The organism is Rossellomorea sp. QJM3NY_18 (assembly GCF_056173145.1).
In genome coordinates, this window is sequence record NZ_CM149659.1 from 2424324 (window position 1) to 2444941 (window position 20618).

General features: G+C 42.5%; 20 protein-coding genes and 1 riboswitch. Of the genes, 3 read left to right on the forward strand and 17 right to left on the reverse strand.

Features of this window, described 5'->3' with window-relative positions:
- Positions 1–44: 44 nt before the first annotated feature.
- The gene (locus AC0VXY_RS12410; protein WP_475525428.1) at positions 45–1595 is read left to right on the forward strand and encodes a hypothetical protein; all 1551 of its coding nucleotides are present in this window, start codon (positions 45–47) and stop codon (positions 1593–1595) included.
- Positions 1596–1606: 11 nt separating this feature from the next.
- Here the strand turns inward: AC0VXY_RS12410 and AC0VXY_RS12415 are convergent, their stop codons facing one another.
- Together AC0VXY_RS12415 and ku are read right to left on the reverse strand one after the other, a co-directional pair.
- Positions 1607–2302 carry a phosphatase PAP2 family protein gene (locus AC0VXY_RS12415; RefSeq protein ID WP_475525429.1) on the reverse strand — a complete coding sequence of 232 codons (696 nt, stop codon included), beginning with the start codon at positions 2300–2302 and terminating at the stop codon, positions 1607–1609.
- A gap of 30 nt (positions 2303–2332) precedes the next feature.
- Positions 2333–3163 carry a non-homologous end joining protein Ku gene (gene ku / locus AC0VXY_RS12420; RefSeq protein ID WP_475525430.1) on the reverse strand — a complete coding sequence of 277 codons (831 nt, stop codon included), beginning with the start codon at positions 3161–3163 and terminating at the stop codon, positions 2333–2335.
- 140 nt (positions 3164–3303) lie between these two features.
- Here ku and AC0VXY_RS12425 point away from each other — a divergent pair, with 140 nt between their 5' ends.
- Positions 3304–5166, forward strand: a complete 1863-nt coding sequence (locus AC0VXY_RS12425; RefSeq protein ID WP_475525431.1) for a DNA ligase D — start codon at positions 3304–3306, stop codon at positions 5164–5166.
- Between the two features lie 29 nt (positions 5167–5195).
- Here the strand turns inward: AC0VXY_RS12425 and dapF are convergent, their stop codons facing one another.
- The gene (dapF, locus tag AC0VXY_RS12430) at positions 5196–6191 is read right to left on the reverse strand and encodes a diaminopimelate epimerase (protein WP_435990447.1); all 996 of its coding nucleotides are present in this window, start codon (positions 6189–6191) and stop codon (positions 5196–5198) included.
- Between the two features lie 126 nt (positions 6192–6317).
- Here dapF and AC0VXY_RS12435 point away from each other — a divergent pair, with 126 nt between their 5' ends.
- The gene (locus AC0VXY_RS12435) at positions 6318–6650 is read left to right on the forward strand and encodes a hypothetical protein (RefSeq protein ID WP_475525432.1); all 333 of its coding nucleotides are present in this window, start codon (positions 6318–6320) and stop codon (positions 6648–6650) included.
- Between the two features lie 2 nt (positions 6651–6652).
- On the opposite strand, the gene AC0VXY_RS12440 is transcribed toward AC0VXY_RS12435, so the two are convergent.
- From AC0VXY_RS12440 to AC0VXY_RS12505, 14 genes are all read right to left on the reverse strand, one after another.
- Positions 6653–7900 (reverse strand): EAL and HDOD domain-containing protein, encoded by a 1248-nt coding sequence (locus AC0VXY_RS12440; protein WP_475525433.1) that lies wholly within the window; start codon positions 7898–7900, stop codon positions 6653–6655.
- Between the two features lie 207 nt (positions 7901–8107).
- Positions 8108–9397, reverse strand: coding sequence for an NCS2 family permease (locus tag AC0VXY_RS12445; RefSeq protein ID WP_475525434.1), 1290 nt, complete (start codon positions 9395–9397; stop codon positions 8108–8110).
- A 511-nt stretch (positions 9398–9908) separates the two neighbouring features.
- Positions 9909–10379 carry a 6,7-dimethyl-8-ribityllumazine synthase gene (gene ribH / locus AC0VXY_RS12450; RefSeq protein ID WP_475525435.1) on the reverse strand — a complete coding sequence of 157 codons (471 nt, stop codon included), beginning with the start codon at positions 10377–10379 and terminating at the stop codon, positions 9909–9911.
- A gap of 12 nt (positions 10380–10391) precedes the next feature.
- Complete coding sequence (locus tag AC0VXY_RS12455) at positions 10392–11585, reverse strand: bifunctional 3,4-dihydroxy-2-butanone-4-phosphate synthase/GTP cyclohydrolase II (RefSeq protein WP_475525436.1); 1194 nt, start codon at positions 11583–11585, stop codon at positions 10392–10394.
- A gap of 16 nt (positions 11586–11601) precedes the next feature.
- Positions 11602–12258 (reverse strand): riboflavin synthase, encoded by a 657-nt coding sequence (gene ribE / locus AC0VXY_RS12460; RefSeq protein WP_475525437.1) that lies wholly within the window; start codon positions 12256–12258, stop codon positions 11602–11604.
- Positions 12259–12271: 13 nt separating this feature from the next.
- Positions 12272–13366, reverse strand: a complete 1095-nt coding sequence (ribD, locus tag AC0VXY_RS12465) for a bifunctional diaminohydroxyphosphoribosylaminopyrimidine deaminase/5-amino-6-(5-phosphoribosylamino)uracil reductase RibD (protein WP_475525438.1) — start codon at positions 13364–13366, stop codon at positions 12272–12274.
- A gap of 175 nt (positions 13367–13541) precedes the next feature.
- Positions 13542–13685, reverse strand: a riboswitch (FMN riboswitch).
- Positions 13686–13887: 202 nt separating this feature from the next.
- Positions 13888–14583 carry a hypothetical protein gene (locus AC0VXY_RS12470; protein ID WP_435990439.1) on the reverse strand — a complete coding sequence of 232 codons (696 nt, stop codon included), beginning with the start codon at positions 14581–14583 and terminating at the stop codon, positions 13888–13890.
- Positions 14584–14709: 126 nt separating this feature from the next.
- Positions 14710–15582 (reverse strand): patatin-like phospholipase family protein, encoded by an 873-nt coding sequence (locus AC0VXY_RS12475; protein ID WP_435994491.1) that lies wholly within the window; start codon positions 15580–15582, stop codon positions 14710–14712.
- Between the two features lie 227 nt (positions 15583–15809).
- On the reverse strand, positions 15810–15989 hold the full coding sequence (locus AC0VXY_RS12480) for an NUDIX hydrolase (RefSeq protein WP_435990438.1): 180 nt from the start codon (positions 15987–15989) through the stop codon (positions 15810–15812).
- A 105-nt stretch (positions 15990–16094) separates the two neighbouring features.
- Positions 16095–16871, reverse strand: a complete 777-nt coding sequence (locus AC0VXY_RS12485; protein ID WP_475525439.1) for an ABC transporter permease — start codon at positions 16869–16871, stop codon at positions 16095–16097.
- A complete protein-coding gene (locus AC0VXY_RS12490) occupies positions 16868–17770 on the reverse strand; it encodes an ABC transporter ATP-binding protein (protein ID WP_435990436.1) in 903 nt (300 codons plus the stop codon). Before AC0VXY_RS12490 ends, AC0VXY_RS12485 begins: the two co-directional genes overlap by 4 nt.
- Positions 17767–17982, reverse strand: a complete 216-nt coding sequence (locus AC0VXY_RS12495) for a PLD nuclease N-terminal domain-containing protein (RefSeq protein ID WP_435990435.1) — start codon at positions 17980–17982, stop codon at positions 17767–17769. The genes AC0VXY_RS12490 and AC0VXY_RS12495 overlap by 4 nt, the downstream gene beginning before the upstream one ends.
- A gap of 635 nt (positions 17983–18617) precedes the next feature.
- Entirely contained in the window at positions 18618–19613 is a 996-nt protein-coding gene (locus AC0VXY_RS12500; RefSeq protein ID WP_475525440.1) for a helix-turn-helix transcriptional regulator, read from the reverse strand.
- Between the two features lie 488 nt (positions 19614–20101).
- Entirely contained in the window at positions 20102–20425 is a 324-nt protein-coding gene (locus tag AC0VXY_RS12505; RefSeq protein WP_435990434.1) for a DUF4870 domain-containing protein, read from the reverse strand.
- Positions 20426–20618 lie beyond the last annotated feature (193 nt).

Consider the following 20618-nt stretch of genomic DNA (forward strand, 5'->3'; position numbering starts at 1 on the left):
AAATGTACTCACATATTAAAGAGAGAGAATGAGGGGGAATGACTGTGAGAGCAAAATTAAAAACATTTGGAATACCAACCGTGTTAATTCTTTTATTGATTGGTGCACTTTTCTTTAACCAACTTGTGGACGTTAAACAACAGCCGGATCCCGATTGGAGCAGATCGATGCCGTTGGGCTATTCCTCTGAAGAACGTCCACTTGTCTTCTATAACGAGGAGCGACTGTTCTTAGCAAGTAACGGAAAGGTAGATCAGTTTTCTTTCGATGAATCACTTAACCCAAGGAAAGAAGGTTCACTGAACTCAAGCGTTACAAGGGGGAAGCCTTTTTGGACGGATGGAAATAAGGTCATACAAGTGAAGGATGAGCAAGTCATTTCTTCCGATGCTGACGGTGTCAAGACCATAGATGATGAAGTAACGGGGATCAGCACTTCATCAAACACCATCTATTACTGGAAACAAGAGGTTCTGTATTCTCTTTCTCCAAATGATTTATCCAGCAAAGAAGTTTACCGATTCCCTGGTGAAGTCCTTGATGCTTATGTGGAAAACGATGGAAGTACCGTATTACAAATAAGGCAGGATGATACGCATTCCCATCTTTACTACATGGATGAAGGATTACAATTGGTGAAGGAGCCGTTTGCGATTGTCAATACAGCAACGAATCATCATGTTAATGGGCTTTCTTTCATAAAAGAAAACAATCAGTTGACTCTTTTGTACAATGAAGATATGCGTGCTCAAGGTACATTGTCCTATAAGATATGGAAATTGAAAACGTCCATAGACGATTTAGGAACGTCTATTATTAAGCCTGAACAGATTGAATTCACGAATGACCACTCAGGGTTCAAATTGGAAAGTCCTAGGTCCGTACAGTTTGCTGACTTCGATGGAAAATCGTCCATCCTCTTCACATCCGAGAGCCACAAGGTAGGAGGTCAACACACCATCAGTCTGTACGTTGCGCCTTTCAGCGATTCCAATCATTTTGTGGCCACACCCGTCAGTACAAGCAAGCATTTTACGTATTCACCCATTCAGATAACGGACAAAAGTATTGCCTGGCTCGACTATGGGGGTGACTATTATGAATTGTTTGGCGCCTCTCAGGATGAAAAAGCCATTGCCAAAAGTACGGAATGGTCGAAACGAAGTGTAAAAGAAGCCTTGAATAACTCGGTTCTCATGCTTTTCAGCAGTTTAATCACCATATTGGTTTCGTTTTATTGGGTACTTCCTTCGCTGTTTGTCTTGATTCTTCTTTATATGTTCAAACCGAATATGTTTGAAAAAGAAGAAATCAACTGGGTTGAATATGCCTCGATCATCCTATTCGTCCTTATGCCACTGACATTCATCAGTAAAGCGATGGGAGATTATTTCTATTTTTCCGCTCCCGGCTATCTCACATTTTCGGGAAGCGAATATATCTTATTGGTGATATTAAGCATCCTTACTGCACTTCTTTGGAAAGTTGGCAGAGATCCGGACTGGGGTACATTCGGAGGAGTATTCTATTTCATGGGGATCTATATTCTTCTATACGTCACTTCCATCGGTCCATATATCTTTAATTTGTTTTAATACAAAAACGCTCAGGTCTCCTGAGCGTTTTTCACATGCATATCTTCATCTTCTCTCCAATGCTTGCGTTTGTAGAAATACATATATATCGTGATGCAAAGGGTCAGCCAAGCACCGCCTGCTGTGTATCCGCCAACGATGTCACTTGGATAATGAACCCCAAGGTATACCCTGCTCATTCCAATCAGCAGGACAAGCATGGCGACCAGTATCACGCTAGCCCATTTATACCGTTTACGATCCAGGGCACGGAACAGAATGAATGCAAGTGAACCATAAAATATGAAAGAGCTCATAGAATGACCACTCGGAAAACTGTAGCCACCCTGTTGGATCAATGCTTCAATATCGGGGCGGTCCCGTTTAAATATCCATTTTAGAAGCCCATTGAATCCCGCACCGGAGAGGATGGTGATCGATACAAACAGAGCAAGTGGATATTTCTTCATAAATAGAAGGATGATTACTGCACACCCGGTGAAAATGGTGATACCTTTTATCCCCCCTAAGAAAGTGATGAAAGTCATGATCTCCGTTAATTTAGGTGAAATTGTCCCTCTGACGATTTCGAATACACCATTATCAAATTGGGCGATCTCATTTTCTTTCCATTCTTCCACGATCGATACAAATCCCCAGGTGAATACAATCAAACACAACAGGGATACAGCGACAAAGACGCCTTGTTCAATATGTTTCTCCTTCAAGACTTCTCCCTCTCTCCTGACTCACGCCTTCTACTGAGCTTTTTTCTTAGAAGTCGTTTTCTTTTTAGTTGGTTTCTTTGCCTTTTTAGGCTTGGACGAATCGATGGATGCCTGAAGGGCCGCCATTAGATCCGTTACATTTTCTTTCGGTTCTCTTTCTTTAGATGTGACCATCTTTTCCCCTGTTTGTTTTGATTCTATCAATTGACTTAATCGTTCACGATACTGATCCTTATAATTCTCCGGTTGGAATTCAGTCGTCAGTTGATCAATGAGCATGGTAGCGGTCTCTAGTTCCTTTTCGGTGATTTCATCTCCTTCAGACACATTCGGGACATCGCCGGTTCCTCTTACCTCATCGGGATAATGAATGGTTTCCATGACGAGAGTTTGCTCGTATACACGGACGATGGAAAGCTGTTCCTTCGACCGCATCGTGATTTTGGCTATCCCTACTTTCCCTGATTCCTGAAGCGCTTTTCTCAAAAGGGAATAGGCTTTCTTTCCGCCGTCGTTCGGTGAAACGAAATAACTTCGATCAAAGAAAATCGGATCGATTTCCTCCATCTTAATAAAATCCACAATCTCTACAGCCTTATCACCATTTGCTTCCTTCAGCTCTTTCAATTCCTCATCTTCAAGGACGACAAATTTGCCTTTCGTCACTTCATAACCTTTTACAATATCTGCTTGATCCAGTTCCATTTCACAAGCTGGGCATACTTTTTCGTATTTGATGGGTGTATGACATTCTTTATGAAGTGAACGGAGCTTAATATCCCGGTCTTCTGTAGCAGAATGAAGTTTAATGGGGATGTTCACCAGTCCAAAGCTGATGGAACCTTTCCAAATAGTATGCATATCTTTCAATACCCTCCTTTACATAAACTAATCCCTTATCCATATCATTTAGTTCCCACACTTTCTTCATCCCTTTAAACATCTGGAAATAATCCGAGTCCTAAGCGGACACACTACTATTAAAAAAAGAGGTGAAACAAATGAAACCGATGCTCCCTACATTGCGTCATGAACTTCCTTCAGGTAATGGCTGGCTTTATGAGGTGAAATATGATGGCTTCCGTGGCATTTTATCTGTTCAATCCTCTGATCAAATCAGCCTTCAAAGCCGTAATGGGAAAGAACTTCTGAGTCACTTCCCTGAGATAAAGAGGCAAATTCAACAATTACTGGATGAACGTGCCTTCCCCCTCCCTCTCATTTTAGATGGAGAGGTCGCATTATTACGCTCCTCTTTCAGCACCGAATTCCAGGAACTTCAGGTTAGGGGGAGGATGCGGAATGATCAAAAAATACTACAGGCCGCTTCCAGTAGACCTGTTACTTTCCTCGTATTTGATTTACTTCAGTCTGAGAAGAAATCATATATCCAGGAACCTTATCTTACGAGAAAAGAAAAACTGAAAGAGGTGTTCACCCGCCTTCATTTACCATTGGAGCCTGATCCTTCTCACCCATCGACTTTGCAAATGGTTCCTTTTTACAAAAACCTTGAGAGAGTGTGGGAGCTCGTTCTAAATGATGAAGGGGAAGGGGTTGTCGCGAAGAGGGACCAGAGTAAATGGGACGCGGGGAAACGGAGTGCTAATTGGATCAAATGTAAGAACTGGAAACATTGCCAATGCTTTATCACCGCCCTGGATGATGCGAATGATTATTTTCACATCGGCGTATATGATAACGGACAAATCATGCCGATCGGCTTATTCCATTTCGGTCTTTCTGCTGAGGAAAAAAGAACGGTGAAAACGACAATTAAGCAAAACAGTACAGGTAAGGAACATTCTCTTTATTACATAGATCCGGCCATCACCGTAGAAATACTATATCTGCATTGGCAGGATGGAAAGCTTCGGGAACCCCATTTTAAACAATTCCTTTTTTCCATTCCTCCGGAAGCATGCACACTTGACCAATTTATGATGGACGAAGCCTCTCTTCCAAGTAAGGTTGATATCACTCACCCGGAAAAGATTTTGTTTCGGGAGTTTTCCATGACGAAACTGGATTATATCCGATTCCTCCGAAAGATGTCTGTGGTGATTTTGCCATTCTTAAAGAACAGGCCCTTAACCTGCATTCGATTTCCCCATGGGGTTTTCGGTGAATCCTTTTACCAAAAGAACACTCCTGATTATTCTCCTGCATTTGTTGAAACATACCAAGAGGATCAAATTCATTACACCCTGTGCAATAACCTTGAAACGTTGATATGGCTTGGAAATCAGCTGGCCCTTGAATTTCATGTCCCCTTTCAAAAAGCAGGGGAAGAATTCGTCAATGAGGTAGTCTTTGACTTAGATCCACCAAGCCGTGATCATTTTTCATTGGCCGTTAAAGCAGCCACCATCATGAAAGGATTATTTGACGGTTTGAATCTCAAGAGCTTTGTCAAAACATCGGGAAATAAGGGGCTTCAAGTATATATCCCCCTCCCTCCAGGATACAAATGGAAAGACACAGGCTTATTTACAGAATTCATTGCTCACTACCTTGTGAGCAATGATCCGGGGGATTTCACGACCGAGCGGTTAAAAAAGAACCGGAAAGGCAGACTGTACGTGGATTATATCCAACACGCGGAAGGTAAAACCATCATCGCCCCCTATTCATTGAGAGGGAATGAAGAGGCTTTGGTCGCCACTCCCCTATGGTGGGATGAAGTGAATGAAGATCTCGATCCTGAACAATTTACCTTTGACGTAGTCTTAAGAAGATTTCATGAGAAAGGATGTCCTTTTACCGGCTTTGATCAGGTTAAAAAATTCCAGCCATTTGACAAAGTGATTGATTTTTTGAAAAATCAGGCCAAAACTAAAAAAGAAGGTACCCCGAAATCATAGGGGCACCCTCTTTGACTATCCATGGTTAACTATGCACTCATGAACACTTTGCTTTCCACGATTGACTTGGCATGGTTTTGTAAGTGCTCATACATACCCTCTTCAGTAAATTCCTGTCTTGACACTTCATGATACTGCTCGGGATTAGAAAGAGACAATTCTAATTGGGATTGATAAAGATACGTTGCATTTCCAATCAACTCCATGTTATAGCGTCCATCATCCAATTCGTTCACGACGACACGGACTTTCCCCCCGTTATTGTATACATCGATTTCCTGACCGAATTCATTTTGCTGAAGTAAGCATGTTACAAGACTGGAAGCAGACATGGCTGTCCCACACGCATTTGTGAAACCGACACCTCTTTCATACGTACGAACATAGATGGACCCCTTTTCCAGTGGGTGTACAAAACTTACATTGACTCCATCAGGAAACAGGTTATTGGGTCCATTCACTGTTTCAGCAATGGATTTCTGCTCGTTCGAGAGGATATGCTCTGTGCCGACGACACTTATCAAATGTGGGTTCGGCACTGCCAGGGCAGAAAAGGTTAAATGATCGGAGATTTCAGGGATGCTTTCATTCACCATCGTTTCACGATCGATGTTCATTGGCAGTTGATCCAGTTGAAAAAGAACAGGGGAAATTTCAACATTATATGTCGGGATGTTTTCGAAAATGGATTCCTGTGAAGACACACGAAGATCCGCTTTCATCGTTTGGACAACGATGGTCTCTTTATCAAGAAGCTCACATACATAGCGGCCGACACATCGCAGGCCATTCCCACACATTGAAGCCTCAGAACCATCTGCGTTGAAGACCCGCATTCTGGCATCACAATTTTCGCTTGATAATACAAATAAAATCCCATCTGCCCCGAAGGCAGACTTACGATCACATAGAGCCAGGGCAAGATTTTGTCTGGCTTCTTCCGTAAAATCATATCCATTTGTCATTTCATCAATAAGTAAAAAGTCATTTCCAGAGCCATGACATTTTATTAGATTCAAGTCCATCGTGAATCCCTCCACGGTAATTTACTAGTAAACTATTCATAATAGTCTTAGCTTGCCACAAACAAGCTCATTACGCAATCCTATCCCCTCATTTTCAAAAATAAGACATGTTCATAGTTGAATTATATGGATCACTTCGAGACAATGGATGTGGTGATGATGATGAAGGAAGAATACCGTTTTCGTTTTCAAGTCCATAAGGTGGAAGAAGCGGATGATGAATTTCAGTCAAGGGATGTCACTGTGTTCGCCCGCATTTTCAACGACAAAAAAGACCTCGTACATGAAGGTCTCTTTCGGGTGCGTTTCAATACGATTGGAATCTACCCTTTCCCAGCAGATGTGGGCCGTCAGATTTATTCAAAGCAATTGCAGCGGCTACTGCTCATGGAATTGAAAAGGTATATCAAACCCCAAAGAAAATATCTTAGCCCAGGGGAATATAAACCAGTATGGTAGCATTAAGTCATCTCGGTTACTTCATGATTCAGAAGCTCTTCCGTCCATTTGCAGGAATGATGATAGCTCTCCATCACTTCCCTTTTGTTTAATTTCAACTCTGTCATTTTCATCTCGATCTCTGTCCAATTCGCCTGTTCAATGGAGACGACGAGTTCCAATATCTTCTTAAGGTCATTAACTGACCCCTTTAAAGCATCGCAAATCTCATCATTCAAAGGTAAATCCATCAATATGCGATCGATCGGCATGGAAAGAATAGTATCCATCAAGGAAAACATACCTGTCAGGAAGTAACTTGATTTACTGGGTGCCCGGTTGTGCTTTTCTGCGAGCATCTCACACATCTTCGCCCTCGTCAAACATAATGTCATCACTTCATTGTCCAATTGTCTCTTCTTCCCCACCTGTTCCCTGACTGCCAAAATGTAGATCCATCGCTTGATTTCCACAAGACCTAACAGAACAATGGCCTGACGGATGGAATGAATCTTATGTTTCGGGCGATAAGCCGGAGAGTTGATCAATTTCAATAATTTATATGATAGGGAAAGATCCTGTTCGATCAATTGACTGATCCTTTCAATGTTAGGTTCCGTCATTTCCAGGCTTTGTATGATGGTATAATACGAATGAAAATAAGTCGGGACATCCTGAGTGGCGATGATCTTCGGCTTACTGAAGAAATAGCCCTGAAAGAAGTGATATCCTTTCCCCAACGCTTCTTTGTACTGGTCATCGGTTTCCACTTTTTCAGCAAGGAGCCTGTAACCCAGTAAATTAGAAAGAACCTCAATGCTTCCCCGCTCCGTATCAGTTGTATTCATGAAATCCACCTTCACATAATCCGCCAGTTTCATCAATTCCCTGAAATATGGATTCAGTTCATTGAATATAAAATCATCCAACGCAATCTTATACCCCAAGTCTTTTAATTCCTGACAAACGACCAGCACATCAGGACCCGGAACCACACTCTCGAGAATCTCCACAACGATCTCCCTCGGATTAAAATAAGTCGGGACTCTCAGCCTTAATAAATTCTCTGTGAAATTAATAAAACAAGGTTTGCCTGCTGAAAGGCTTTCCAGTCCGATATTCAAATAGCTGTTAATGATAACGTCAGCGGTTGCCTGATCCCCGTCAATCGATGGAAACATATTGATTTCATTGTTTCGGTATAGAAGTTCATACGCCACCGTTTCTTGATTACGATTAAAAATTGGCTGTCGGGCTACAAATACTTCCATCAAAATCACTCCTGCGTTCCTGTTCAACATTTGGAAAAATAGTTAAAAAGATTCATATTTTTTCTTTAATAGTAACAAGAAATATGTGGAAAGTCCACGTAATTTGACATTAGTTGTAAAATAAGGAAGTGAAGACCCCAATAGTAATAAAGCAGAGAGGCCCATCACTAAGGTGATGGGCCTCTCTCTCTTACGTTCTGAATCGCTTTAATGAATCGAATGAACAAAGAAATTCATCAGAAACAGAGCAGCGATGATATATAGAGGAATGGAAACTTCCCGCGCCTTCCCTGTAGCCAATTTTAATACTGGATACAGAATAAAGCCGATGGCGATCCCGTCCGCTATACTGTACGTAAACGGAATCATCGCAATGATGAAAATAGCGGGAAACGCCTCTGTCAGATCACGAAGATCCATATGTCGTATATTTTGAATCATCAAACCACCGATGATGATGAGAATCGGGGCGATGGCATGATCCGGAATCCACTTTAAATACGGAATGAACAACACCGATCCCAAAAATAATACGCCCGTAGTCAAGCTTGTCAACCCAGTCCGGCCGCCTGCCGTCATGGCTGCTGCGCTTTCCACCGTCGAGACTGTCGGACTCGTTCCGAAAAACCCTGATGTGAATGCAGAAAAAGCATTAGCTTGAAAGGCTTTAGAATATTTATGCGGTTGATCGATCATATCCGTATGACCATGAACGAGACCGATGTTTTCAAATACCAGCACCATCGTGACAGAAAAAACCGCAATCCAAAACGGAATTTCCATAATGGCACTAAACGATATTTGACCAAATACCTGACTGTATTCACTCAGATGGAAAGAGCTTGATTGGATGGAAGGCTCAATCCCAAAGATGAATCCCAGCACTGTACCAAATGCGATACTCCATAAAAATTGACCTTTTACATTACGAATGAAAAGAAAAATCGTCACCAGGAATGTCAGCACCGTGGCTAACACCTTTAGCTCCCCAAAATCACCGATCATGATGATGGCACTGTCGCCTCTTTGAATGAGACCGCCTTTTTCAAGACCGATAAACATTAAAAACATCCCTAACCCTACAGTTATGGCTTCTTTTAATGTTTTGGGGATGGCTTCCGATAATACTTTAGAAAGCTTTGTAAATGCAATGATCATAAAGAGTATTCCTGAAATCACTATGACAGCCAATGCTTCCTGCCACGAGAGGCCCGACGATTTTACCAGGGTGAATGTAAACATTGCATTAATTCCCATGCCTGGAACCAGAAGGATCGGCGCATTTGCCCAAAAGGCCATCACCAAACACCCAACGAAGGAAGCAAGTATCGTTGCCATGACTGCCCCTTCAAATGGAATTCCAGCTTCAGAAAGAATTAAAGCATTTACAGCAATAATGTAGACAATCGTAAAGTAACCGATCGCACCTGCCATCATCTCCTGTTTCATCGAAGTACCGTGATTTTTTAACTGAAAAATACCTCCACGTGCTTTCATATTATAATCTTCCTATAAAACTGCCCTCTCCCTACCCGCTCCTGCCTTAATAAAGGGGAGCCACAAAATACTATTCTAGCAAAAGGTCTGACGTTTGCCAACATGTATTTTGGTGGGTGTGGAATGGGGGATTCATGTATCTCGAGGGGGTAAACCATTGAAAGTTGATAATATTAGCTTCTTATTTGGAGTGTGTCCTAAAATGATGGGCCGTTGCTGATCCGGGGTGGGAATACGGCCGAAACGTGGGAGCAGTTGCAGATCCTCGACGGGAATCCGGCCGAAATGGGGTAGAATCAAGCGGATTTCACTGATAATCCAGCCGATTCCGTAAATAATCCAGCGGAAATAACCATTAATCCAGCCGATTTCATGATTAATTCAGCCAATTAACAAATGATTCCACATAATTCACTTACTTGAGCACTTCTCTGCCAAACTTCATAAACACCAATAGTAGGTCCGTCCCTCAAAAAAACGAGTCTCCAGTGTAGGAGACTCGTCCAAACCCTTATTTATCTATTTCACGGATCAAATTTGCCATTTCGATGGCCGATACCGCCGCTTCCCATCCTTTGTTTCCGGCTTTTGTGCCGGCTCTTTCGATTGCCTGTTCGATTGTATCAGTCGTTAAGACCCCAAATATGACGGGTACGTCTTCCTGCAGGCTAAGATTGGCCACACCTTTAGCAACCTCTCCGCTTACGTATTCAAAATGAGCGGTGGCTCCTCGGATGACCGTTCCCAAGGTCACAACGGCATCGTATTTACCAGAACGCGCCAGTTTTTTGGCGATCATGGGAATTTCAAATGCACCTGGAACCCACGTGACGGAGACATTCCCTTCTTCAACTCCGTGTCGCTTCAAGGCATCTTCCGCTCCGCCCAAGAGCTTGGATGTGATGAATTCATTAAAACGCGAAACGACAATGGCAACTTTTAATCCTGATCCTACTAAATTTCCTTCATAAATGGTTTTCATCGTGTATTCCTCCTAAAATTTAAGTAAGTGCCCGAGCTTAGTGTGCTTTGTTTTTAAATACTTTTCATTCTCGAATTTTGAAGGCATCTGGATCGGCACCCGATCTGCAATTTCTAAACCGTATCCGTTGATCCCGGCAATCTTTCTCGGATTATTGGTCAATAGACGCATCTTGGTTATACCTAAATCTCTCAGAATCTGCGCTCCGATTCCGTATTCCCTTAAATCGTCACCAAAGCCCAGTTTTTGATTGGCTTCAACAGTGTCATACCCTTCTTCCTGGAGCTTATAAGCCTTCAGTTTGTTTATCAATCCAATCCCACGGCCTTCTTGCCTCATGTAAAGCAGGACACCTTTTCCTTCTTCTTCAATCTGGGTAAGGGCTGTAGCGAGCTGCGGTCCACAATCACAACGATTGGAACCGAAGACGTCCCCTGTCAGGCATTCGGAGTGTACACGCACGAGTACATCCTCCCCCTCTGACCATTCCCCTTTTACAAGGGCGATATGTTCTTTTCCTGTAAGGTTTTCTGTGTAAGCAACCGCTTTGAAGTTTCCAAACTCAGTTGGGAGCTCAATTTCCACTTCCCTTGTCACAAGCATTTCCTTTTTTCTTCTATACCTGATCAAATCTTCAATGGAAATGATCTTTAAATCCCATTTTTCAGCGAGCTTCATTAATTCAGGCACCCTTGCCATCGTTCCATCTTCATTCATGATTTCACAGATGACTCCGGATGGTTGTGCACCTGCCAGAACAGCCAGATCGATGGCTGCTTCTGTATGCCCTGCCCGTTTTAGAACCCCTCCATTTTTGGCGACAAGGGGAAATACGTGACCGGGTCGTTTAAAGTCCTCCGGTATTGAATTCTCGTTCAATAATTCCTGTATGGTGGTCGATCTTTCAAATGCACTAATGCCGGTCGTTGCCGTTTTATGATCAACTGAGATGGTGAAGGCCGTGCCATGTGGGTCAGTATTTGACATTGTCATCGGCGAGAGCTTCAGTTTATGTGCTATTTCCTCTGTTATAGGGGCACAAATCAAGCCTCTTCCTTCTTTTGCCATAAAATTTATGACTTCAGGCGTGGCTTTATCCGCCAGGGCAATGAAGTCTCCTTCATTCTCACGGTTCTCATCATCCACTACGATGACGACTTTACCTGCCTGTAAATCTTCCAGAGCTTCTTCGATCTTATTAAACATGGGGTAACCCCTCCTCTTAGTCAGCGAAACCGTTTTGAGATAAAAAATCATAGCTGATGCTGCTTGAAGTACTCTTAGACTGTTCCTTCGCTTCATAGAAACGTTGAAAATATTTCGCCATTACATCACATTCAATATTGACAAGGTCCCCTACTTTCTTTCCACCAAGTACTGTGTCTCCTCTTGTCTGAGGGATGAGCGAAATGGTAATTGTATTATTTTTCACACCAAACACAGTTAGGGAGGTGCCGTCTATTGCGACCGAACCCTTCATGATGAACAAATGGCTCTGATGTTCAGGAATGGAAATGTCCATATACCATGCATTTTCCACTTTCTCTACTCTCAAAATGGTACCGACCCCGTCTACATGTCCGTTGACGAAGTGACCGCCGAAACGCCCATTTGCCGGCATGGCTCTTTCCATGTTCACCTTCGAACCACGGGTAAGGGTCCGTAAGGTGGTCCCTTCAAACGTTTCAGGCATGACATCGGCCTGAAACCTGCTGGAGCTGAATGCAGTGACGGTTAAACAAACCCCGTTCACACTGATGCTGTCCCCTATATGGATATCTTCGAGGATTCGGCTCGCTGCAATCGTCAGTTCCATGGAAGAAGATGATTTCTTCATGTGTTCGATCGATCCAATTTCTTCAATGATTCCAGTAAACATCCTTCTCCCCCTTTCACAAAGGTGCCCGTTTTGGCCGTGCGACAATTTTGATATCCTGTCCTACACGATCGAGGCTTGCGATTTCCATTTCCAATCCTTCTGCAATGGTTGGAAATCCTTTACCTCCAAAACTCGTGAAGGCAGCACTTCCACCCACAAGCTTCGGAGACATATACATAATCATTTCCTGAAAAGCTCTTTCCTCCAAAAAGGCGGAATGTATAGTAGAACCACCTTCTACGTAAAGGGATGCAATCTTTCGGGAACCTAGTTCTTTCAGGACGGTGCGAATGCCTATCTTTTCGTCGGTAAGGGAAATGATTTCACATCCTCGATCGATATAGGGCTTCTTCTGTTCATCATTGACCGAAATGCCTGTAATGATGATGGTCCTGCTTTCTAAATCCTCTACTACATGAGAGTGGATCGGTGTACGCAAATAGGTATCTAATATTATTCGAATGGGGTTTTTTCCACCTTGGGGCAAACGGGTGGTAAGGTGTGGGTTATCTTGAATGACGGTATTGACTCCTACTAATATCGCGTCATGCCTGTGACGATCATAGTGGACATCGGTTCTTGAGGCTTCGGATGTAATCCACTTACTGTCTCCCGAAGCAGATGCGGTTTTTCCATCTAATGTAACCGCTGTTTTTAGCGTGACATATGGAGTACCATTTTGAATGAAGTGAAAAAAATGCTTATTCAGTTCCAGGGCTTCTTCTTCAAGCTCGCCCACCACCACTTCAATGCCTGCATCCCTTAATTGTCGAATTCCCCGACCAGCCACTAGAGGATTGGGATCCAGGGTGGCGATGTGGACTCTCTTTATCCCGTTTGAGATCAGCGCTTGAGAACAGGGAGGTGTTTTCCCATAGTGGGAACAAGGCTCAAGGGTAACGTAAATGTCGCTTCCTTTCGCTTTATCTCCTGCCATTTTAATGGCATTCACTTCTGCATGACCTTCTCCCGCCTTCAGATGAGCACCAACCCCGACAATCTCTCCATTTTTGACCAAAACAGCCCCTACCACAGGATTTGGAGAGGTCTGGCCAAGGGTTGCCTCTGCCATTGAAATAGCAAGCTTCATATAATGGGTATGATTCAATTGATGTACCTCCCTTCTTTCAAAAATACTATTCAAAAATAAAGAAACCCCAAGTAACGTTTTACTTGGGGGAAGTTGGCATGACTAAATAAAGCATTTGATCTAATGTTTCAGAAAGGAAAAATCATCCACGAACACTGACCGGACTCCTATCCTATCCATCAACTAAATGCTGCCGTTCCTTCTCCCATCCAGACTTTCACTGTCGGCTTTGGAGTTTCACCAAATCCACCGTCTAATATGTATTAGCCGGGTCACGGACTAAGAGCATTTGCTCATCACCGCCGGTAGGGAATTTCACCCTGCCCCGAAGGAAACCTATTCGATTATCATTATTCTATCATAGTTTCGTAAATAAAATCATGTAAGACGCATTAAAAAAAGATTTTTGTCCTAATTTTTAGAATTCAGGATGAGAAACTCACCCTATAAAAAAATGCCTCTATTTAGTAGAAGCAAGTTTCTTTCTTTGTGTTCCATTCTTCATTCAATATTGTATCCAAATCCATAAAAAGAATGAGCTACGATGTAAGAAAATAATCACTGTCTACGTACCATAGAAAGATCAGGAGCCAGTCCAAATCATCATTGTATGTTTCGTAAAATGAAACGTAACTATGGTGGGAATCGAACAGTCGTTGAACACTTTGAGGGAGGTATCCCTTTTGTAAGGATAGATAATTTTTTTCTTGATAGTTCAAGATCCATCTCTTGTTTCCTTTATAGATGAGGATCGTGTCCCCACCTTCATTCTCCCACTCGATGGCGGTCGCACTTTGATATTTCAGTTGGAACATCATTCTTCTCTCCGGATGATCGATCTTTATGGTTCTGCTCCACTTCGAAAATGAAAGTGGCGGTTTATGCTTTCTATGAAACAAGTAATGCTTAGGATTATTGATCATGGATGTACGTTGAATAAAATAGTGTGACCATCCGTTGGTTTTTAAATAATAGGAGCCTTCCTTTGTATGAACCCCTACAAGTGAATGCAGAGAGACCGGCAAATTTTCATAATACAGACGGTTTGCCTTCTTAAGTTCCTTTTTCAGACTATAGCTGAGATACAGATTTGATAACGCCGGGATGAAGATCAGCAGGGGAAAATAATATAATTGCTGTGTCACTACAAGCATCCCCACTCCAATGAGAAAATACATGACACTTCTAAAAAGCAACGTATATTGTTCATTTTTGTATATTTGATAGAGGTTCATAGAATGCTCGTCCTTTCAAGGAATCTCTATCATATGTATGTGAAAAATCCGTAAAAAGACCAAATGTCAGGAAAATGAAACAGAACTCTTTTCACTAATGAATGGTTCTATCCATTCCTGACGTTTTTAGGAGTGGACCAGCTTCCCCGTTTGGTTCCATTCCGCTAACTGCTTCCATTTTGATTCTGCGTCATGATATCCCTGCCAGTACAATTCGTCCAGTTTTTGAGGATTCTTTTCAATCCGGCTTACTTTAAGTGGATGCTGAGGCTGGATGATCAAAACGTCTCCATGTTTTTCTTTTCTTTCAATTTCTTTAATTGTTTGATTGTAACGCATATATCGGTTCATCAATGTTTTGTGCAACTCTGGATATTGAGGATATTTTCTTCTCACCAGGAAAGAAAATCTTGAAGGCTTTTTGTAATATCCTCTATTTCGGGTCAGGATGACCACATTTTTTTTGAATCCGTCCGTCTCGGCTTTTTCAATGGGAACCGGATCGCTTATGCCCCCGTCAAGGAGGTGTCGGGTAGCGAATTCAACAATTGGAGCAACAAATGGAAGAGAGCTTGATGCGCGGATGATCGTGAGAAGATCTTCTCCATAATCCTTCCTTGAGAAATAGGCTGGTTTTCCTGTTTGACAGTCGGTTGTCCCGACTACAAATTCCGTTCGGTTGGAGTGAAAGGCTTTGTAATCGAAGGGGACCAATTTATTCGGTATTTCATCAAAGACATAGTCCATCCCAAATAGTTCGCCCGTTTTCCAATAGTTCCGCCATGATAAGTATTTAGGGTCTCGGATGAAATCTACATTCACCTTTTTGTTGCGGCCATTTTGTTTGGACAAATATGACGCGGCATTGCATGCACCTGCAGAAACTCCAATGACATAAGGGAATTCAATTTCGTTCTCCAAGAAAAATTCAAGGGCTCCCGCCGTGTAGATCCCTCTCATTCCGCCACCTTCGAGGACCAGTCCTGTCTCGCTAATCATCATCTTCTTGACCACCTGCCCTTTGCTGTAATATAAATTGTTTTACTTCCAGAGAGTGTACAAATTTTTCCCGGACAATTCCTCTATCGGAACCCAGCATGGAATATATTTCCCTCTATTACTGGTAAAATCGTATTCTTCACCTTTTCCTGAGCCAAATAAGCCATTATATTTTCCCACAAAATAATAAGAATGTGTATTATTCTGCTTGAAGGTCAACGCGATTTTCAGTTCCGAAACGTTGATTTAAAGTCTTCCTTCGCTTCCCGAATCGCCGTTTCAATTCCGGTTCCCCCTCCTTCCATGCCTCCACCTGGAATCACATAATATACACAACCATTCCTTATTCTTTTTATGACTGCCAGACTGCCATTTTCAATGAGGATGATGCCAGCACGATGGAACATTTTCTATCTTCCTCCTTCTACCACCATTCGACATTAATCATTGAAATCCTTTTCTAATCATCCAAGAGGTCCGTCCCTCTTCAGGAAAGAGCTGACGCCATGACGTCAGCTCAGTTCTTTTTTTCTGGAGAGGATCGGAGTGATGATGAGGATGGTCAGGCATATGGCCAGGGTCAGGTAGATTGTTCCTGAGAGATTTTCTGTCCATCGGTCTTGAAGGAACAGATCGTTTACATAGTTGGTCAACTGACCCGGCGACCATTTTAATGTTTTCGTCATATATCCTGAGAAGAAGGTTATCAGCATGGTGGATGCGATTGTATAAAAGGCAGCAAGGCCCGGCGTTTGAACGAGGCTGCTGAAGAAAATCACCGATGTCATGATAAAGGTCAGCCACAGGCCGTAAACCAGGAACCCCTGAATGAATGTGTGTAAGTCGACTCCATCAAATAACAGGTGAATATAATACAAACCCGAAAGCATCCCAAGGCTGTACGACAACCATACAAGCACTAGTGCCGCTGACCACTTGGAGAATATATACGAACTGTAAGGAACAGGTTTCACAAGTACCAAGATAGCGTTACCGCTTTTCCTTTCCCCTGCCACGGTCCCCATGAACCCCAATACGATGACCAGGACACCCATGGTGCTGAATTGATTCAGTATGGACAGAAGTACTTCACCCGCTGAAGGGGTCGGTATGGATATGACCGTACCCTCGGGCAAGTCTCCGACTGATTGTAATATTTCAGGCATATAATAGGCCGTTAACGGTTCCATCAAACCAAATAGAATGAAAACGAATGGCATCCAGATCATTTTATAATTACGGATGAGCTCGAGCATTTCTTTTCTGAATAATACCCAACCGATTTTCATTTTTTCATCACCTCCATGAAGACCTCTTCCAGACTTTGTTCACTACTTTCAAATTTGGTCACGCCCCATCCATACTCAGAGATCATCGAAAAAATCCTCGCTCTATCCCGGTCCAGATCAAACACCTCAAAGGAAAGCTCCTTCCCGTCTGACATCATATTATGAATCCACTCTTTTTCTTTTAAGATTGGAATATACTTATGGCTATCCTCATTAAAATGCAAAGTCAATCTTAATTTATGGTGCCTTGCCTTCACTTCCTGGATTGTCCCTTGCTCGATCAGCACGCCCTCATGAAGAAAAAGGACATCATCACAAATTTGTTCTGCATCATTTAGGATGTGGGTCGAAAACAGAATGGTCGTTTCCTTCTTCAATGTCTTTAATAAGTCAAGAACTTCCCTCCTGCCAAATGGATCAAGGGCTGATACCGGCTCATCAAGGATGATGAGTTTAGGTTTATGAATGAGAGCCTGAGCGATTCCAAGACGTTGTTTCATTCCGCCGGAGTACTGACCCACCTTCCGATTCTTCCCTTCTTCCAAACCGACTAAAGTGATCAGTTCCTCTGTTCTCCCCTTTGCGTCAACCTTCTTCATTCCTGCAATTTCACCGGAGAAGATCAGGAACTCCTTTCCGGTCATCCATTCAAAAAAGGAGGGATATTGAGGCAGATATCCGATCATATTACGGATATCATCAGGGGAATCAGGAACCATGATCGTCCCTGCCGTTGGTTTAATTAATCCTGCAAGCATATTTAAAGTCGTCGTTTTGCCGGCTCCATTCGGACCGAGCAAAGCAGTACAAGCCCCAAATTTCAACTGAAAGGAAATATTTTCAACCGCAAGCTTTTCCTTATATCTCTTTTCTAAAGACGTTACTTCCAAGACGTTCATCCATTCTGTCTCCTTCCGAAGATGAAGTAGATGACCGGTCCAACAATATTAATAAAAATGATGATTAATACCCAAAGCCATTTTGGTCCATTTGTGGATTTTATTCGGAATACGTCGATCAATGCCACTATCATAAGAATGAGTTGAATAACGATAACAGGAGCAATAAGTCCCCAATTGATGGCTTGTAACGCTTGTTGTAATTCGTTCATTTTTTCTTCCTCCCTTAACTTTTTCAACTATAAGACGGCTGAAAGAAGAAATCGTTCACTTTTCCATGAGAATTTTTTTCGCAAGTGAAAAAGACATAAAAAAATCCGAACGATCATCGAAATTCTAAATCGTTCGGATATATCATTTAGTTGTTTACATAAATACTGTTGCTTTTGGATGAAGTGAGTAGTGGTTGATTTCCGCTCCAGTTGCTCGCTTTCCGCGGGGCTGGCGGTGAGCCTCCTCGGCTGCGCCTGCGGGGTCTCACCTGTCCAGCGTTTCCCGCAGGAGTCGAGCAACTTCCGCTCCAATCAACTTTCCAAGCTTAAGTGTTTCACTAGGAAATAATGATATGTGTATGAATGACAGCCTCGGTGAAACGTGACTTTTATTATTATTGCCAAAGAATATTTCTTGTATATAGCAGGATCTAGCTATTGATTGGAGTGCAAGACGAAGACTCCTGCGGGAAAAGCGGAATAGGTAAGACCCCGCAGGAGCGAAAGCTGTGAGGAGGCTTGCCTTTCGCCCGAGGAAAGCGAAGTCTTGCACGGAAATCAATAGCGGTGTACCAAGTGACCTTAACATTGTTCGTCTTGATAGGAAATGGATTTAGTTTTTTTCCTGCCTCTCATTATTTCTCTTGATATAAAGTATACAGTTTATTCACTTCTGCTTTGACGGTTTCCACGAGGGAAGGAGGAGAGATTACTTCAGCCTGACTTCCAAATGTGAATATCCAGTTTACGAGACCGGTACTTACCCGGGCTTTGGTGGACAATATAAAATGGTCCTCACCGTGCCTTTGAATATGGACATTTTTCCCAAACTTATCGATCATCACATTGATGAGATTGTTATGAAACTTAATCTTGATCCACTCTTCATCTCCGGCAAACATATGAAAGGTTGACTGGACGTATTTGGATACATCGAAGCCTTCATATGGATATGTTTCCGAAAGCACCTCAACATTACGAAGTCGATCGACCCGATAGTGACGTATTTCGTCCGCTTCAAAATAGTAAGCAATAAGATAATAAAAATCATTCGCCCACGCAAGAGCATACGGTTTCACCCTATACAGCCGGCCTTCATGACTCAGGTTAAACCGTTTGTTGACATCATACCGCCCGTATTGAAATGTGATCATCCTTCGTTCTGCAATCGCCTCATGGATATCATGGATGGTGCGGCGAATAAAGGGACTTTCACTTTTAATGGAAGAATCGATTTGGATTTCATTATGTAACTTCTTCCCTTGTTGATGACTTGTCAGTTGCTTTATCTTCCCTGTCAACTGCCTCGTTTCCTTCTTCGAAATGAATTTGGCAGAAACAACTGCATCCATGAGCATGCGGAGTTCGTATAACTCGAACAACCGATATTGATGGCTGTAATATTTAGGCAGTCCATCCTTTTCCTGATTGATGGTCACATCGAACCCATGGCGGATGAGATGATCCAGATCATCCTTTAAGGAATTCTTATTAAGTTTTAATTCCGGTCCATATGCCTGTTTAAAGCGAAGAATGATGTCATCCAGGTTCAGCTCGTGATGTTCGTCCGTTTCTTCTTTTAAAATACTCATAAGCTTCAGCAGTCTTACTTTATTATCAATCCTCGTCATAGGGATACATTCTCCTTTTTAGAGATGATAGTTTTATAAAATTATAAAGTTAATGAACGTTTTGTCAACTTCTCATTCCTCGTTCTGTCTTTAAAAAGGAAAAGAGGCTTGGACAAAAGTTTTTTAGTTAAAAGAAAATCCGAATGATCATTCGAAATTTTTCTTGAAAAAATCGAAATCGTTCGGATTTATCATATAGCTGCTTACATAAATATTGTTGCTTTTAATGTAGTGAGTAGTGGTTGATTTCCGCTACAGGTGCTCGCTTTCCGCGGGGCTGGCGGTGAGCCTCCTCGGGCTCTTGCCCTGCGGGGTCTCACCTGTCCAGCGTTTCCCGCAGGAGCGTCAGCTGTGAGGAGGCTTGCCTTCCGCCCGAGGAAAGCGAAGTCTTGCACGGAAATCAATAGCGGTGAAACAAGTGATCCTGACTAATTTATTGATTGTCGTCTTTAAAGGAAATGAATTTAGATATTTCCCAACCTCTTTGTTCACTTCAATAATCGAAAGACTGTCGGGATTTTGTAATAGTCACCTTCGTATGCCTTTACCGCACCCAGGATGGTGAAGATCAGTGCCAGCACCCCTACGACGGGAGCCAAGACAAATCCGATTAGTACCACCATGAGGATGCTGCTTACAAACCCGTATACGGCGTATGAAATGAGAAAATTCAAGTATTCCTTCCCATGGAAATCCACGAACTCCGATTCGTCCTTTTTAATGAGCCAAATGATCAATGGACCGATGAATACGGTGAAGAAGCTTGATATATAGATAAGAGCTGCCATCATTCTTTCATCTTTTGTCGGCATGCCAATTCCTCCTTATTGATTGTATCCTCATCTATATTTACGTCCTTGCATTCATAAAGTTTCACCCATTTTTGAGATTTTTTTTACGGGGCCTTTTTTGTTTCTTCATGACAACCCTCATGAAATGGGACGAATCGGAATATACGTTTAGAAGAGGAGTTTGTCCTTAGAGTTCTTGAAGAAAGGCAGTGGT

Coding starts and splice junctions, on each gene's coding strand:
- ku (WP_475525430.1), bottom strand. CDS start 3,163: ATGCATACTATTTGGAAAGGTTCCATCAGCTTTGGACTGGTGAACATC.
- AC0VXY_RS12425 (WP_475525431.1), top strand. CDS start 3,304: ATGAAACCGATGCTCCCTACATTGCGTCATGAACTTCCTTCAGGTAAT.
- dapF (WP_435990447.1), bottom strand. CDS start 6,191: ATGGACTTGAATCTAATAAAATGTCATGGCTCTGGAAATGACTTTTTA.
- AC0VXY_RS12435 (WP_475525432.1), top strand. CDS start 6,318: ATGGATCACTTCGAGACAATGGATGTGGTGATGATGATGAAGGAAGAA.
- AC0VXY_RS12440 (WP_475525433.1), bottom strand. CDS start 7,900: ATGGAAGTATTTGTAGCCCGACAGCCAATTTTTAATCGTAATCAAGAA.
- AC0VXY_RS12445 (WP_475525434.1), bottom strand. CDS start 9,397: ATGAAAGCACGTGGAGGTATTTTTCAGTTAAAAAATCACGGTACTTCG.
- ribH (WP_475525435.1), bottom strand. CDS start 10,379: ATGAAAACCATTTATGAAGGAAATTTAGTAGGATCAGGATTAAAAGTT.
- AC0VXY_RS12455 (WP_475525436.1), bottom strand. CDS start 11,585: ATGTTTAATAAGATCGAAGAAGCTCTGGAAGATTTACAGGCAGGTAAA.
- ribE (WP_475525437.1), bottom strand. CDS start 12,258: ATGTTTACTGGAATCATTGAAGAAATTGGATCGATCGAACACATGAAG.
- AC0VXY_RS12470 (WP_435990439.1), bottom strand. CDS start 14,583: ATGAACCTCTATCAAATATACAAAAATGAACAATATACGTTGCTTTTT.
- AC0VXY_RS12475 (WP_435994491.1), bottom strand. CDS start 15,582: ATGATTAGCGAGACAGGACTGGTCCTCGAAGGTGGCGGAATGAGAGGG.
- AC0VXY_RS12480 (WP_435990438.1), bottom strand. CDS start 15,989: ATGTTCCATCGTGCTGGCATCATCCTCATTGAAAATGGCAGTCTGGCA.
- AC0VXY_RS12485 (WP_475525439.1), bottom strand. CDS start 16,871: ATGAAAATCGGTTGGGTATTATTCAGAAAAGAAATGCTCGAGCTCATC.
- AC0VXY_RS12490 (WP_435990436.1), bottom strand. CDS start 17,770: ATGAACGTCTTGGAAGTAACGTCTTTAGAAAAGAGATATAAGGAAAAG.
- AC0VXY_RS12495 (WP_435990435.1), bottom strand. CDS start 17,982: ATGAACGAATTACAACAAGCGTTACAAGCCATCAATTGGGGACTTATT.
- AC0VXY_RS12500 (WP_475525440.1), bottom strand. CDS start 19,613: ATGACGAGGATTGATAATAAAGTAAGACTGCTGAAGCTTATGAGTATT.
- AC0VXY_RS12505 (WP_435990434.1), bottom strand. CDS start 20,425: ATGCCGACAAAAGATGAAAGAATGATGGCAGCTCTTATCTATATATCA.